Raw genomic sequence first — 14279 nt, 5'->3', positions numbered from 1 at the left:
CCATGCGTGTCGGTTTTGTCGTCGGCAAGTTTCCGTCACTGTCGGAAACCTTCGTCATCAGCCAGATGGCCGGTCTTATGCGACGCGGCTTCGAGGTCGAGGTTGTCTGCAACGGTGTTGCCGGCGACGCTCATGTTGACCGCAGCCAGGAACCACTGGCCACGCTGATGGCGAATACGCGGGACTGGTGGGGGCCGGCGGCCCGGCTGCGGCCGGCCATGCCGCGCCTGCCCGCGCAACTCCGCGACAAGGTCTCGACGGCCCTGGACGCGACCTTTGCAAGGCACCTCAATGGCTGCGACGTGGTCGTCGCCCATTTCGGCCACAATGGCGCGCGTGTGGCGCGGCTGAAGAAACGGGGCGTGCTGAAGCCACCCCTCGTCACCGTCTTCCATGGCTACGACGTCGGTGTGCCGATCCGCGAAGCAGGCTTGTCGCGCTATTCCGACCTGTTCAGCCACGGCGCGCTCTGCCTGACGGTGAACGACTTCTTCCGCCGCGTGCTGATCGAGGCGGGGGCCCCCGACGCCGGCGTTGCCGTGCACCATATGGGCATCGACATCGCCGCGATTCCCTATCGTTGGAGATCGTGGCAGGGAATGCCCCTGGAGTTGATAACCGTGTGCCGGTTGGCCGAGAAGAAAGGCGTCGAGTTCGCGCTGCGCGCCCTCGCCCGGCTGGCCAGGGATCCGGCCATCCATTGGCGCTATACAATCATCGGCGACGGCCCGCTGCGCGCGGAACTGGAGCGTCTCGCTGCGGAGCTGGGCATTTCAGCACGCGTCTCTTTCCTGGGCAGCCTTCCTCACGGCGACGTGAAGCAGTGGCTGCGGCGTTCCCATGGCTTCGTCCTGCCCAGCGTCACCGCCGGCAACGGCGACATAGAGGGGATACCGGTGGCCCTGATGGAAGCGATGGCCGCAGGCCTCACCGTGGTGAGCACCCGGCATTCGGGAATTCCAGAGCTCGTCGAAGACGGGAAGACCGGTTTCCTCGCGCCCGAACGCGATGTCGAAACACTCGCGGAGAGGCTTGGATGGGTCGCGAGCAATCCGGAGGCTTGCGAGCGGATCGCCGCGGCGGCCAGGACAAAGGTCGAAGCCGACTTCAACGCTGAGACGCTGGATGAGGAATTTGCCGGCATCCTCACGCGGCTCGCCGGAGCGAGGCTTGCCGCATGAATGCCGCACCCGGCCAGTTCGGGCGGATCGCGCTGCGCGGCGGGCTGCTGACCGGCGGGGCGCAGGGTATCAAGATCGCCGTCCAGTTCCTGTCCGTCGTCGTTCTCGCGCGCCTGCTTGCGCCGGAAGATTTCGGCCTGGTCGCATCGGTCGGGCCGGTCGTGGCCTTTGTCGGCCTGTTCCAGAATCTCGGCCTGCAGCAGGCCGTCATCCAGCGCAGCGAGATCAGCCAGCGGCAGCTCAACCACGTGTTCTGGGTGAGCGCGCTTGTCGGCCTGTGCTGCAGCCTGGCAGTTGCCGCCCTGGCCCCGGCCGTCGCGGTCTTCTATGGCGATGCGCGCATGACCGGTATCACGCTTGCCGCGGCTGCCCCCCTGCTGCTCGGCAGCCTCGCTGCCCTGCCGCTCGCCCTGATGAACCGGCGGCTGAAATTCGGTCAACTTGCGCTCAACGACGTGGTTACCGCCGTTGCGGGCCTGGCCGCGACCGTCGCGGCCGCCCTGGCGGGGCTGGGCTACTGGTCCCTTGTGATCGGACCGGCGGTATCGGCGCTGGTGGCTCTGGCCGCCGCGTGGCGCGTGGCGCGATGGCGGCCGGGCAAACCCTCCTTCAGGATCGACCGGGAGATTCTTTCCTTCGGCGCCAATCTGACCGGCTTCAATCTGGTCAACTTCTTCGCCCGCAATCTCGACACCATCCTGATCGGAAAATTCTCGGGCGCGACCGAACTCGGCTACTACGACCGCGCCTACAAGCTGATGCTGTTTCCACTTCAGAACATCAGCCAGCCGCTGACACGCCTGATGATACCGCTGATGAGCCGCATCCAGGACGACAAGCAGCGCTTTCGCAGCATCTATATGGATACCAACTGGCTGCTCGCGGCCGTCACTGCGCCGGGCGTCGCCGCGCTGACCATGACCTCTTCTCAGGTCGTCAGCCTGCTCTTTGGCGAACGCTGGCTCGCCGTCGCCCCGATCTTCGCCTGGCTCGGCATCGCCAGCCTTACACAGCCGATCTCGAACACGACGGGCTGGATCTTCATTTGCCAGGGCAAGACCGGCACGATGTTTCGTTGGGGCGTATATTCTTCGGCCGTGGCCGTCGCCGCCTTCATCGTGGGCATGCGCTGGGGAGCGGTCGGCGTCGCCGCCGCCTATGCGATCAGCGGTTATATCCTGCGCATTCCAGTGCTCGCGGTGCTGTTGCATCGCGTCGGGCCGGTTACAGCCGGCGACTTCCTGATCGTGCAGGCGCTCTTCATCGCCGCCGCGCTGGTTTCCTGGGGCATTTTCAGCTCGCTGCCCGCCCAGATGACATCGGGTTCGGACATGGTCGCCGTCGCAGTGGCGATCGTGCTCAACTACGCCGTGACGCTCCTGCTGATGCTTCTGCTGCCGCAGGCACGCAAGGCGCTTGCAAACGCGTTCGGAAGAATCGCGGGGGGCGTCAGGTGAACCGTCGACGACCCACCCACCCGGGACTACGGATAACGCGACCGCAGAAAGTCGGTGAGATGCCGAATTCGTCCGAAAAAGCTTTCGGTCTCGGGCAGTCGCGCAGGCTCACCGCCGCGGATTTCCGTGTCTTCCCGTTCCGGCTTGCGGCCTTCGCGTGCCACGAGGAACAGCACAACCAGAAAATAGCCGAGTTGCAGCAGGACGGCACAGATAAGAGTCTGGACAAGCGTCCTTCCGATCGACCCCGTGGCAACATAGGTCGATATCGCAAAGACCACCAGCACGGAAAACATTCCAATCAGGAAACGTGGCAAAGACATTCATGGCCGCCCCATCGGCCAAAGCTCGCAATGAGCCCCAAACCTAGACAACAATTCACTCCCCATTACGTCAGCAGTCTCGCCTCGGGGTGCGTTTCTACTGGCGCAACTCCCGGCGTCCGCAGCTTCCGAGAAGCATAACAGACGAGACTTGAGGATATATTAAGTGGTGTATCGAGGCAAGGCGCGAGCCGGGTCGCACGGCGGGGCGAGGCTGCCTGCGACGGTTGAAAGCGCTCATGGGCACACGTTGGATCAGAACGCGCATAAGACCTTGCATGGAACATTTTTGTGACGGCCACGATCAAATATCCCGCCCGTGGCGAAAGACAATTTGATTCCACACTTGAGGAGAATTGGTCCATGCTGCATCACCTCCAAGTTTGCAAACTTCACAAGAACAACCTGCTATAAAATGCGTCATTTCAGACAATGATTGTGCACGGGCTGGCGAAATGCCAGTCATTTCTGAAGCAAACGATGTTCAACCTGCAAAAAAGACTCTATGTTGCAATGCACAATTTTTCTGGTACCGTGACCGCAATCTTTGATTTGCCTTTTGGAGCAGCGTCATGAGAAATGCCGCGAAGTGGGCGAGTTCGGACACGTTGCGATCCGCTGCCGAAACGCCGCCGATCGGCGGACTGGTGAAGCGTGGTTTCGACATACTGGCGGCGACCACGGGACTGTTTCTGCTCAGCCCGCTGTTCGTGCTGCTGGCCCTGCTCGTGAAACTGTCCGATGGAGGCTCCATCTTCTACGGCCATCGCCGAATCGGGCGTGGCGGTCGCGTCTTTCGCTGCCTGAAGTTCCGTACGATGGTCCCGAACGGCGACGAGGTGCTCGCCGCACATTTTGCCAGCAATCCCGAGAGCCGCGAGGAATGGCGGGCCACCCGCAAGCTCAAGAACGATCCGCGCGTGACGCGGGTCGGCCAGGTACTGCGCAAACTCAGCCTCGACGAACTGCCGCAGATCATCAATATCCTGCAGGGCGACATGAGCATCGTCGGTCCGCGTCCGGTCGTGAAGGACGAGCTCGACATCTACGGCTCCTGCGCAGTCTTCTATCTGAAGTCGCGACCCGGCCTGACCGGCCTGTGGCAGATCAGCGGCCGTAACGACGTATCCTATGACAGCCGTGTCGCGCTCGACCGCCACTATGTCGAGAACTGGTCGTTTTCCGCCGATCTCCTGATCATCATGAAGACGATCCCCGCGGTCTGCTCGTCGCGGGGAAGCTATTGAGCCGTGGACCGCGCGTCGCGGCTCGCATGAGATCGGCGCGCTGAAGGCCGCCTGATCCGCGAACAGCAAAGGGCAGTCCGAGAATGACCAATCCTTTCCCCTGCAGGCGCGGGAGCCTGAAACAGTCCGACGCCGCCGCACAGGCCATCCGCGCCGTTCTGTCCCGCCTCCTGTGTGTGCTCCTGGTTCTGGGCGGTGTCGCGTCGGCGGCCCGTGCCGACGACTACCGCCTCGGCCCGATGGATCGGCTGCGGATCAAGGTCGTCGAGTGGCAGACGGCGGAAGGGAACTTCAGGGACTGGTCCGCCGTCAGCGGCGACTACACCGTGGGCCCTTCCGGCGCATTGTCCCTGCCCTTCATCGGCGAGGCCGAGGCCAGCGGCAAGACGACGGCCGAGATCGCGGCCATGATCGGCGAGAAGCTGCAGCAGAAATTCGGACTGCTCGACCGGCCGGAAGCCTCCGTGGAACTGGCGGAGTATCGCCCCTTCTTCATATCGGGCGACGTGGAGGCCCCCGGCAAATATCCCTATGCGCCTGACCTCACCGTGCTGAAGGCGGTCAGCATTGCCGGCGGCATCCGTCGCGGATCCGAAAACGGACAACGCGCCGAGCGCGATTTCATCAACGCCCAAGGCAATCATGCGGTGCTCATCGATCAGCGCAACCGGTTGATCGCCAAACGTGCCCGGCTTCAGGCCGAGGCCACCGACCAGGTCGACATCAAGCTGCCCAGCGAGTTGAAGGAGCGCCCCGAACTCGCCCGGCTGCTGACGGACGAAAGCAACGTCATGGCGACACGCGCCCAGACCCTGAAGCTCCAGCTCTCCGCACTGGGCGACCTCAAGAATCTGCTGACCAGCGAGATCGAGGCGCTCTCCAAGAAGACGGTTTCGCAGACGCGGCAGCTGGAACTGGCCAAGAGCGAACTGGCCGATGTCGGCGGCCTCGCCGACAAGGGGCTCGTCGTGAACACGCGCGTCTCCGGACTGGAGCGCTCGGTCGCCGAGATCGAGAGCAGGTTGCTCGACATCGGAACCTCGTCGCTGCGCGCGAAGCAGGACATCAACAAGGCGACCCAGGACGAGATCACCCTGCGCAACGACCGCACCGCCGAGATCGCTGCCGAACTTCAATCCGTGGATGCCGACCTGGAGGCCGCGAATCTCAAGATCGCCATGTACTCCAACCTGATGGCCGAGGCCCTATCGATCGCACCCGATGCCAGCGCAGGAGCCGAAGCGCCTCCGCCGCAATTCGTCATCCTGCGCTCCTCCGACGGCGAGGCCAAGGAGATCGACGCGGACGAGACGACACCCGTCCTGCCCGGCGACGTCGTCAAGGTGAAGATACTGCCGCCGCCCAGCCAGTAGGGCGCCGCAGGCGCCCCGCCCGGTCCGGCAGGCGGACAAACGAACAGGCCATCAGGAAGCGATCGTTGAAGATATCGAAGGCGATGCTCATCGACCCTGCGTCTAACCACTGGTTCGGCGCGGTGGCCGTATCGGTTTCCGTCGTCGTCTTCGCCTATTCCTTCCGTTACGGCCAGGTCAGCATCCTGCTCTATTATGCGATGTGGCTGCCGCTCATCCTGATCGATTACCGGACGGTGCTCGGGAATTACCTGAAATTCTCCTGGATCGTCGCTTTCGGCCTTTTCGCCTGCCTCAGCGTGTTCTGGTCCGACGCACCCGGCGCGACTGCGCGGGCCAGCGTGCAATATGCTTCACACATAGTCTGCGCGCTGATCGCGGCGCGCCTCATCGCCTCCCGCACCCTGCTCGTCGGCCTGATCTCGGGGACCTCGGTGGTCCTGCTGCTGTCCTTCGCCTTCGGCAATTTCGTTTATGACCCGCTCGACGGCAGCTACAGCTTTTCGGGCCTGTTCACATCGAAGAACCAGCTCGGCTTCTTCGCTTCGCTCGGCGTCTATGCCGCCTTCGCCTACGCCTTCATGTTTTCCACGGACCGAATTGCGAAGGCCGCGGCACTGCTGGCGGCGCTGTTCTGCCTTTACGGCCTGTTCGCCTCGCAATCGGCCACGGCCCTCATCGCCCTTTCGGTGACGCTGCTTGCCGTGATCGGGCTCGGCGCGACGCTGCTGCTGTCGCCCGGAACCCGCAAAGCCTTCTTCGCCTTCGGGCTCGTCCTGGCAGCCGTGCTTGCCGTCGCAGCCTTCGGCCTCGGCGCCGTCGACCTGGTTCTGGCCCTGTTCGGCAAGGACTCGACGCTGACCGGCCGCACCTATCTCTGGGCGGAAGGCTGGAGGGCCGCGCAGGACTCGCCCGTCGTCGGCCTCGGCTATCAGGCCTATTGGGTGCAGGGTTTCTCCGAGGCGGAGCGCCTGTGGCATGAATTCTACATCACCGCGCGCAGCGGCTTCCATTTCCACAACACCTATATCGAGGCGCTTGTCGAGCTCGGTTATGTCGGCTGCGTGCTGATCGGCTTCATCATACTGAGGACCTTGTCGGGGCTGCTCCGACATGTCGTGACGGACCGTTCCGGCGCGGAGGCGCTGATGCTGGCCGGCCTGGCGATCCTGCTCGTCATCCGTTCCTTCTTCGAGATCGACGTCATGCATCCCTACGCCATAGGTTCCTTCCTTCTCTACTATTCGGCAGGTCGACTCGCCGGCTGGCGGCGGGTGCCGGCCCGCCAGCCCCGCCCGGTCCCTGCCAGCATCGCATGGCGGCACCCGGCGTGACGGGAGCGGCCGACATGACTGGACCAATGCCCCGGCTCTACGGCATCCAGTATCTTCGCGCCGTCGCCGCGCTTGCCGTGGTCGTCTATCACGCGACCGACCGGACCGGTTCACGCTTCACCGTGGGCGCCGCCGGTGTCGACATCTTCTTCGTGATCAGCGGCTTCGTGATGTGGACCCTTGCCGAGACGAGGCCGACCACGCCGCTGCGCTTCTATCGCGACCGCACCCTGCGCGTCGCTCCGCTCTACTGGCTGGTGACGATGGTGATGGTCGCCGGCGCCCTGGCCGGGCTGTTCCCACGCGTCAGGCTCACCCTGGACCACGTGCTGGCGTCGCTTCTCTTCATCCCGCACCGCTCGCCGAGCAACGGCGAATTGTGGCCGCTGCTCGTCCAGGGCTGGACGCTCAATCTCGAAATGTTCTTCTATCTCATCTTCGGCCTTGTCCTTCTCCTGCCGCGGAGCCGGCGCTTCACTGCTCTCGCAGGCGCCCTCCTCATCCTGGTCGCGGCGGGCCTTGTCCTAGTGCCGAGCGATCCGGTGCTGTTCACCTACACCCGGCCGATCATGCTGGAATTCCTGTGCGGCGCAGCCCTTGGCCGGCTGTGGCTCACGCGCAGGCTGCCGGGCCGTTTCTTCGGCGGCGCAGCCGTGCTTGCCGCATCGGCCGGTTTCGCCTGGCTCGCTGTCTATCCCGGCATGATCCATGAATTCCTGTTCGGCCTGTTCGCCGTGCTTCTGGTGACGGGCGTGCTGACGCTGGAAAAAGGCGGTGCGGTCCGCCGTTTCCCCCTGCTCAACTATCTCGGGGACAGTTCCTATTCGATCTATCTCTGGCACGCCCTGGCGGTTTCGGTGGTCTTCAAGCTGGCCGCCATGCTGGCGTTCAGCCAGTTCGCGACGGCGGCAGCCGCCACGCTTGCAGGCACGTTGCTCGGCGTCCTCTCCTATGAGATTCTGGAAAAGCCGCTGATGGCGCTGACGAAAGGGAGACGCCCCGCCTCCAGCGCCGCACGCCCGGCAAGTGCGGAAGCGGCCTCCTAGAGCATTTTCGCTTTTCTCCGAATCGCGGAAATGCTCTATCTCTTTGTTTTCACGCAATTCCGGACGCAAGACCGCTGCGCACTTTTGCTGGAATTGCTCTAACCGTCAGGTCGAGATCACATGTCCCTTGCCGCGCCATATGCGCACGGCGGTGAGGCGCCCGGTATGGAAGGCCCCGGTGTCGATGTTCAGCTTCCGGCCTCGCGGCACGGCCGCCGCGACCGGCGTATGGCCATGGATCACCCACTGCTTCAGTCCGTGCGGATAGTCGAGGAAGTCCGACCTGATCTGGATCAGGTCGACATCCTTCTGCTCGTCGAGATCGATGCCCGGCCTTATGCCCGCATGGACGAAGATGAAGCGCTCTGTCTCGACCATGACAGGCAGGTCGCGCAGGAAACGCAGGTGCTGCGCCGGTATCAGCTTGCGGATCTCGGCGTCGACCTTCCCGGAGGATCGATAGGTCTGGCCGAGATAGTCGAGGTTGACGCCATATGAGGCGAGTGTCGCATCCGCCCCGAGCGACAACCAATCGGCCCGCGGGAGGCGGCCCTCGCAATAGTCGAGCAAGGCCACTTCGTGATTGCCGGTCAGGCAGATCCGCTCGAAGCCGGGCGGCGGAGGGGCGATCAGATGTTCCAGCACGCCCGACGACGCAGGGCCTCGGTCGACATAATCGCCGAGCATGACGATCACCTTGTGCCCGGAATGGAAGGCGGCATCCGCCTCGATCATCGCTTCAAGCGCCAACAGCTCGTCGTAACAGCCGTGGACGTCGCCCACGGCATAGACCAGCGTGCCTTCGAGGCTCAGCCTGAGCCGACGGCGCGCGGCGCTCGTTCGCCAGGCCCATGGTTTCAGAATGCTCATTTCAAGGCGCAATCATGCGCGCCGATCCGGCCGACTGGCCTCCGTGAGGTTCCGCCGGGGGCCGGCACGCGTTCCGAAGCATTCATTTCGCCAAATTGTTACAAGGGCGACGTTCTGGCAAGTCCGGACTGCCTTACGCCATAGCCAAGCCTGCATAAGGCTCGTCATGGCGCTGCCGATGATACCGCCCAGACCAACTGGCGGAAAGAAATGCGATGATCATATCCATCGAAATTACCCCTTCACCCAATCCTCAAACCGCAGCCCCTGCACACGTGAGAATTCGCGGGTGTTGTTCGTCACCAGCACACAATCAGCGGCCAGCGCATGACCTGCGATCATCGTATCATTGCCGCCTATGGGTGTTCCCTTGGCCGCCAAATCCTGCTTGATGCCTGTGGCGCGTTCCGCGGACGCCGCATCCCATGGCAGGATGGTGGAGAGACGGGTGACGAAAGCATCCACCAGCCGCGCATGACGAGGCGAGGCATTGCGGCCGACCGTGCCCAGCAGCATTTCGTAATAAGTGATGACCGAGATGACGATCTGGTGCTGGCTTTCCGCCGCGTTCTGCAAACGTGCAAGAACGGAGGCTGGACGTTCGCGCATGATGAATGAGCAAATATTGGTGTCGAGCATATAGATGGCCGGCATCAATGCTTCCCGTCATCATCAAGAGAGAACCGTCCCTCTTCGATCAGCTCGGGCCGTTCGTCGAGGAAATCCGCATCGCTAAGCGGTTCTTTCATGAACGATAGCCAGTCCGGCCGGACGGGACGCAGCAGTATCGTGTCGCCCTGCCGCTCAATGGTCAATTCGGTCACCCCCTGGAACTCAAAATCTTTGGGCAGACGGATCGCTTGGTTGCGGTTGTTGCGAAAGATGGACACGGTGCGGGTCATGGGGCGCCTCCATAGTGAGGTAAATATGGTAACATATGCCTTGCATATGTCAATTCCCGACCCTGCGCCGAAACCCGCTCAAGCGCCTCCGCGTCCCCCACGAGCACTTCATTTCTGCCGGAGGCGAGACGCACAAAGTTCTAAATGCGTCCAGGAACCCCAAGAGGATCGCCCTGTCACTCAAGCGCTCGGCCGAAATCAGCGAGAAGAGGAAGTCGGAGCCCTACCGGTCCGCGATGTCGATGCTGACCTTCTACGTCAACCGGGCGGGCAAGAACCTTCCTGCGGAGCGTAAGGCGCTGGAGCAGGCGAAGGGCGAGTTGCGCCATGCTTTCGGGCGTGACACGGAGTGAAGCGTCGGAGAGGCGGCTTTGGCGCCGCCGCCTCTTGCCTCGGATCCGAAATCGCCTCGCTTCAGCGGACGCCGGCCCGCAGAGGCTCTTGCGAGGCAGCCGCCACGGCCTCACCGCCGAGTTCGCGCTTGATGGCCGGGATGATCCGATCACCCCACAGCTCGATCTGACGCAGCATCGTCGCCTGATCGAAGTCGCCGAGTTGCGTCTGCAGCGCGATGTGGTTCGGCTTCAGGATACTGATCTCCTCGAGCAGCCGATCGATGACCTGGTTGACGCTGCCCACCGGAATGTTGGCGCGGATGGTCTCCAGGGAGAGGTCGTTCGGGCTCGGCTGCTCCGCCATCAGATAGCCGTCCGAGCTCTGCTGCCTGCGCTGGTGCAGGCTCTCCGACAGCCGGCGCTGGAACCGGGCGTTCTCGATATAGCTCGTGATGTCGGCATCGTTGTCGCTGGCGAAAGCGCAGCGGAGGAAGCCGATCTTGGTATCGGCAACGTCGCGCTTTTCCTGCGCCGCGGCCTGCTCGATCGTCCCGCGCAGCGACCTGATATCGTCGAGCCCGCCGAGCAGGGCCGTGACGAAGAGATTGTGGCCTTCCCGTATCGCGCGGCCCATGCTTCTCGTGCTGCCGGCCGCGAGCCAGATCGGCGGGATCGGACTCTGCACCGGACGCACGCTGATCGCCGTGGGAGGAACCCGTAGATACTGGCCCTCGAAGCTGAAGATGCGCTCACGCAGCCCCTTCTGCAGCACCTCCAGATATTCGTTGAAGACGGCTGGCGCTTCGTCGACATTGACGCCGAAGCGTTCGAATTCGAACTGCTGGTATCCCGACCCCACGCCGAGTTCGAGGCGGCCGTTGGACACGGTGTCGGCGAAGCCGACCTCGCCGAGCAGGCGATTGGGATGATAGAGCGGGAGTACACAGACCGCCGTTCCGAGCCTGATGGTGCTGGTCAGTCCCGCGCAATGCGCGACCATCATCAGCGGCGAAGGAACGAGGCTGTAATTGTTGAAATGATGCTCAGCATACCAGGCCGTATCGAAGCCGGCGGCTTCGGCCGCGATGGTCTGCTGGACCGAATTGGCGATGACGGTCCGGGACGACTGATGATAGCCCCGCTGCTGCGCGAGGATGAACACACCGAATTCCATTGGTCTTTTCCTGTCCGGGTTTCTGATGGGGCGATGCGGTCGTCAGGCCTCGCGCTCGACATGGGAACGGATCGACCGTGCCTCTTCGTCGATCCAGCCATATTTGCCGGCAGCCTCGACCATCTTCGCATAGCCGGCGAGCCAGGCGGCCCCGGCAGGCGCGCCGGGAAGAGCCGGCACGACGTCGATGCCGACCAGCGCGTTGTCGTCGTCGACGAATGTCACACCCTCGATGACCGGCCGCATCGAGGAAAAGGAGCCGCGCAGGAGCACCTTGAATTTGCGGAAATCCTCCGCTTCGGCGAGAGCAAGCCCGCCCTGGGAAGAGTACTGCACGATCATGCCGCGGCCTCCCGTGAGGTCACGTCGTCCTCGTCGTCTTCGCTGGCGTTGCCGGCATTGCCGAACGACGTCCAGCCGCCGTCGACATAGAGGATCGAGCCGTTGATGTAGGAAGCGTCCGCCGAGGCGAGGAAGAACGCCGCGTCGGCGATGTCCTCCGGCCTGCCGAGATCGCCCATGGGAATGCGGCGGCGTACCGCTTTGAGGTCGACGCGGCCCGAGGTCTCCAGCGATGCGACGCCAGGGGTGCGGATGTAGCCCGGCGCGACGGTCGCGAACCGGAAGCCCTTCGGCCCAAGTTCGGCCGCCATGCAACGCGTAAGGATGTCGATGCCCGCCTTGGAGGCGCCGTAGGCGTGGCGCGGCGCGAAAGGCAGGAAGGTGTTGATCGAACCGAGATTGATCACTACGCTACCCGCCGGCATCAGTTTGAGCGCCTCTCGGGCGCAGAGGAATGCGCCGGTCAGGTTGATGTCCAGCACCTGCTCGATGTGCTCCGGCTTCTGCTCGAACGCCGGCGTGAATGTGTCGGCGACGGCAGCGTTGTTGACGAGGAGGTCGACCTTGCCGAAGCGGTGCGCGATCTCTGCGAACAGCCCGACCACGCTCGCCTCGTCGGCCACGTCGACCGCCAGGCCGAGATGCGGGGCTCCGAGCTTTCCGGCCAGGGCCTGCGCGCCAGCCGCGTTCCGGTCAGCTATGACGACCGTGTCGCCCGCTGCGGCGAAGCGCGCGACAACGGCCGCACCGATGCCGTCCGCACCGCCGGTGACGACCACCATGCGCGGCGCGGTCGACGGCTCGGGCCGGGCGAACTCTTCCGCCGGCGCGCCGTCGACGGGCGGGTGCGCGTCGCCGGGCTGGTTGAAGGAGACCCAGCCGCCGTCGACGGCGAGCACCGAGCCGGTGACATAGCGGGCCTGGGGCGAGGCAAGGAAGCGCGCCGCGCGCGCAATCTCGTCCGGGCGGCACATGCGGCCCATTGGCACGCGGCGGCGGACCGCCGGGATGTCGGCCCTGCCGGTGCGTTCCAGCTCGGCCACCATCGGCGTGCGGACATAGCCCGGGGCGACGGCGCAAACGCGGATGCCGCGCGGCGCCCACTCGCAGGCGAGCGATTTGGTGAAGGAGATCAGCCCCGCCTTCGACGCGGAGTACGCGTTGCGGCGCGGATTGCCCAGCACGCCGGCGAGCGAGGCGATATTGACGATGGCGCCACCCGGCCGCATGCGCCGCGCCGCCTCGCGGGCCATCACGAACGGCCCGATCAGGTTGACCGAGAGCGTCTTGCGGAACAGTTCCGCCGAAGTCTCGACAGTCGGCGTCATGGTCGGGCCGAGCGCAGCGTTGTTGACGAGCACGTCCACGCGGTCGAACGCAGCGTCGACCTTCGCGAACAGGGCGAGCACGTCGCCTTCGCGCGACACATCGCATTCGACGCCGAGGTGGCCGCCGCCGAGCGACTTCGCCAGCTCGACGACCCCTGTGCCCGGCAGGTCGACCATCACTACCGTGTCGCCGTCCGCGGCGAGGATTTCCACGAGCGCGCGCCCGATACCACCGGCGGCGCCGGTCACGACGACAATGCGTGTTGCGTTGCCCATTTCAGATCCTCCCATCGGAAGCGTTTATCCGGCCGACTCGAGCCGACGGAAGGAGCCGTCGCGGTAAAGGAGCACGTCCATGTCGAGCGACGTCACGCCGACGACGCGGCCGAGATAGATGTGGTGGGTGCCGGACGACAATTGGCTTTCGACCCGGCAGTCGAAGCTCGCGACGGTTCCCTCAAGCACCGGCGCGCCGGTCTCCAGGCTGCCCCATGTACCTTCGACGAAGCGATCCTCCGGCGCCAACTTCGACGTGGAGAAGAGGCGCGCGATCCCGTGCTGCCCGTCCGTCAGGAAGTTGATCGCAAAGGCGCCGCTCTCCTGGATCAGCGGCTCGGCCGAAGCGCTCCGGTTGATGCAGACGAGCATGGTCGGCGGCGACGCGGCCACCGAGCAGACGGCGGTGGCTGTCAGGCCGTTGCGCAGCTTGCCCGATCGGGCGGTGACGATCGCGACCGACGCCGCGACCTGCCGCATGGCGATCTTGAACTCGGCCTCGCCGACGGCTTCGCTTCGGGCTGGGAAGGCGATCATCTCGACCATCAGTCGGTTGCGGTGGCGTTCGCCTTGGCCGAAAGCAGCGCATAGACCGGATCGTCCGGACGAGCGCAGCCGATAGGCTGACGGAGGCCGAAGCGGTCGACTTCCGTCTTGTCCGGGGGCGTCTGCTCCTCGACCCAGTCGTAGACCACGGTGCGGTCGGCGACGCGCCACTCGTCTCCGCGCTTCTCGAACCGATCGCAGTAGCGGCCGCAGAGCAGCACCTGGCGGATCACCCCTTCGCGGTCGGGCGCCCGCTGCAGCGCGGTGAAATAGGTCTCGACCGCGGCCTGCGCCGGGCCCTGGAATTCGATCAGGATGTTGGAGACCTGGTGGATGTTGCGCGGACCGGTCTTGAAGACGCCGAGCGCCATCTGGATGAAGCCCTCGGCGGAGCCGACATAGGCGCCGTGGCGGTCGTGCGCATCCGGCCAGTACGAGCTGCGCAGCGCCTCCTCGTCGGCGCGGTCGATGCCGCGGCAATAGCGGTAGAGGCAGTCGCGGATCGCCTCACGGTCGAGCAGTTCCTGCAGTTTCGCGCTTTCCAT

Annotated in this window: 15 protein-coding genes and 1 pseudogene; 7 read left to right on the top strand and 9 right to left on the bottom strand. The window is 64.3% G+C overall.

Features of this window, described 5'->3' with window-relative positions:
- Positions 1-2 precede the first annotated feature (2 nt).
- Complete coding sequence (locus tag JN280_RS17800; protein WP_202313969.1) at positions 3-1181, top strand: glycosyltransferase; 1179 nt, start codon at positions 3-5, stop codon at positions 1179-1181.
- Complete coding sequence (locus tag JN280_RS17795; protein WP_202313968.1) at positions 1178-2638, top strand: lipopolysaccharide biosynthesis protein; 1461 nt, start codon at positions 1178-1180, stop codon at positions 2636-2638. The genes JN280_RS17800 and JN280_RS17795 overlap by 4 nt, the downstream gene beginning before the upstream one ends.
- Before the next feature lie 26 nt (positions 2639-2664).
- Here the strand turns inward: JN280_RS17795 and JN280_RS40005 are convergent, their stop codons facing one another.
- Positions 2665-2961 (bottom strand): exopolysaccharide production repressor protein, encoded by a 297-nt coding sequence (locus tag JN280_RS40005; protein ID WP_202313967.1) that lies wholly within the window; start codon positions 2959-2961, stop codon positions 2665-2667.
- Positions 2962-3533: 572 nt separating this feature from the next.
- On the opposite strand from JN280_RS40005, the gene JN280_RS17785 reads away from it, so the two are divergent.
- From JN280_RS17785 to JN280_RS17770, 4 genes are all read left to right on the top strand, one after another.
- On the top strand, positions 3534-4208 hold the full coding sequence (locus tag JN280_RS17785; protein WP_202313966.1) for a sugar transferase: 675 nt from the start codon (positions 3534-3536) through the stop codon (positions 4206-4208).
- Positions 4209-4291: 83 nt separating this feature from the next.
- On the top strand, positions 4292-5581 hold the full coding sequence (locus JN280_RS17780; protein ID WP_202313965.1) for a polysaccharide biosynthesis/export family protein: 1290 nt from the start codon (positions 4292-4294) through the stop codon (positions 5579-5581).
- Positions 5582-5646: 65 nt separating this feature from the next.
- Positions 5647-6915, top strand: a complete 1269-nt coding sequence (locus JN280_RS17775) for an O-antigen ligase family protein (protein ID WP_202313964.1) — start codon at positions 5647-5649, stop codon at positions 6913-6915.
- Positions 6916-6941: 26 nt separating this feature from the next.
- Positions 6942-7961, top strand: coding sequence for an acyltransferase family protein (locus JN280_RS17770; RefSeq protein WP_202314827.1), 1020 nt, complete (start codon positions 6942-6944; stop codon positions 7959-7961).
- Positions 7962-8066: 105 nt separating this feature from the next.
- Here the strand turns inward: JN280_RS17770 and JN280_RS17765 are convergent, their stop codons facing one another.
- From JN280_RS17765 to vapB, 3 genes are all read right to left on the bottom strand, one after another.
- Complete coding sequence (locus tag JN280_RS17765; protein ID WP_202313963.1) at positions 8067-8831, bottom strand: metallophosphoesterase; 765 nt, start codon at positions 8829-8831, stop codon at positions 8067-8069.
- A 234-nt stretch (positions 8832-9065) separates the two neighbouring features.
- On the bottom strand, positions 9066-9485 hold the full coding sequence (locus JN280_RS17760) for a type II toxin-antitoxin system VapC family toxin (protein WP_202313961.1): 420 nt from the start codon (positions 9483-9485) through the stop codon (positions 9066-9068).
- Positions 9485-9733, bottom strand: a complete 249-nt coding sequence (gene vapB, locus JN280_RS17755) for a type II toxin-antitoxin system VapB family antitoxin (protein WP_202313959.1) — start codon at positions 9731-9733, stop codon at positions 9485-9487. Before vapB ends, JN280_RS17760 begins: the two co-directional genes overlap by 1 nt.
- A gap of 155 nt (positions 9734-9888) precedes the next feature.
- On the opposite strand from vapB, the pseudogene JN280_RS39475 reads away from it, so the two are divergent.
- Positions 9889-10086: pseudogene (locus tag JN280_RS39475) on the top strand (DUF3175 domain-containing protein); the annotation flags it as partial.
- Between the two features lie 61 nt (positions 10087-10147).
- Here JN280_RS39475 and JN280_RS17745 read toward each other — a convergent pair.
- Genes JN280_RS17745 through JN280_RS17725 form a run of 5 tightly spaced genes read right to left on the bottom strand, consistent with a single transcriptional unit; the run spans position 10148 to position 14279 of the window.
- Positions 10148-11242 carry an LLM class flavin-dependent oxidoreductase gene (locus tag JN280_RS17745; protein WP_202313954.1) on the bottom strand — a complete coding sequence of 365 codons (1095 nt, stop codon included), beginning with the start codon at positions 11240-11242 and terminating at the stop codon, positions 10148-10150.
- A 42-nt stretch (positions 11243-11284) separates the two neighbouring features.
- Complete coding sequence (locus JN280_RS17740) at positions 11285-11584, bottom strand: hypothetical protein (protein WP_202313952.1); 300 nt, start codon at positions 11582-11584, stop codon at positions 11285-11287.
- Positions 11581-13188: an SDR family oxidoreductase gene (locus tag JN280_RS17735; RefSeq protein WP_202313950.1), complete on the bottom strand. Its 1608-nt coding sequence runs from the start codon at positions 13186-13188 to the stop codon at positions 11581-11583. The genes JN280_RS17740 and JN280_RS17735 overlap by 4 nt, the downstream gene beginning before the upstream one ends.
- A gap of 24 nt (positions 13189-13212) precedes the next feature.
- Positions 13213-13734, bottom strand: coding sequence for a flavin reductase family protein (locus JN280_RS17730; protein ID WP_202313948.1), 522 nt, complete (start codon positions 13732-13734; stop codon positions 13213-13215).
- Positions 13734-14279 (bottom strand): nuclear transport factor 2 family protein, encoded by a 546-nt coding sequence (locus tag JN280_RS17725; RefSeq protein WP_202313946.1) that lies wholly within the window; start codon positions 14277-14279, stop codon positions 13734-13736. The genes JN280_RS17730 and JN280_RS17725 overlap by 1 nt, the downstream gene beginning before the upstream one ends.

This window comes from Mesorhizobium sp. L-8-10, assembly GCF_016756635.1.
Classification (GTDB): Bacteria; Pseudomonadota; Alphaproteobacteria; order Rhizobiales; family Rhizobiaceae.
This window is presented reverse-complemented; position numbering and strand designations above follow the sequence as displayed.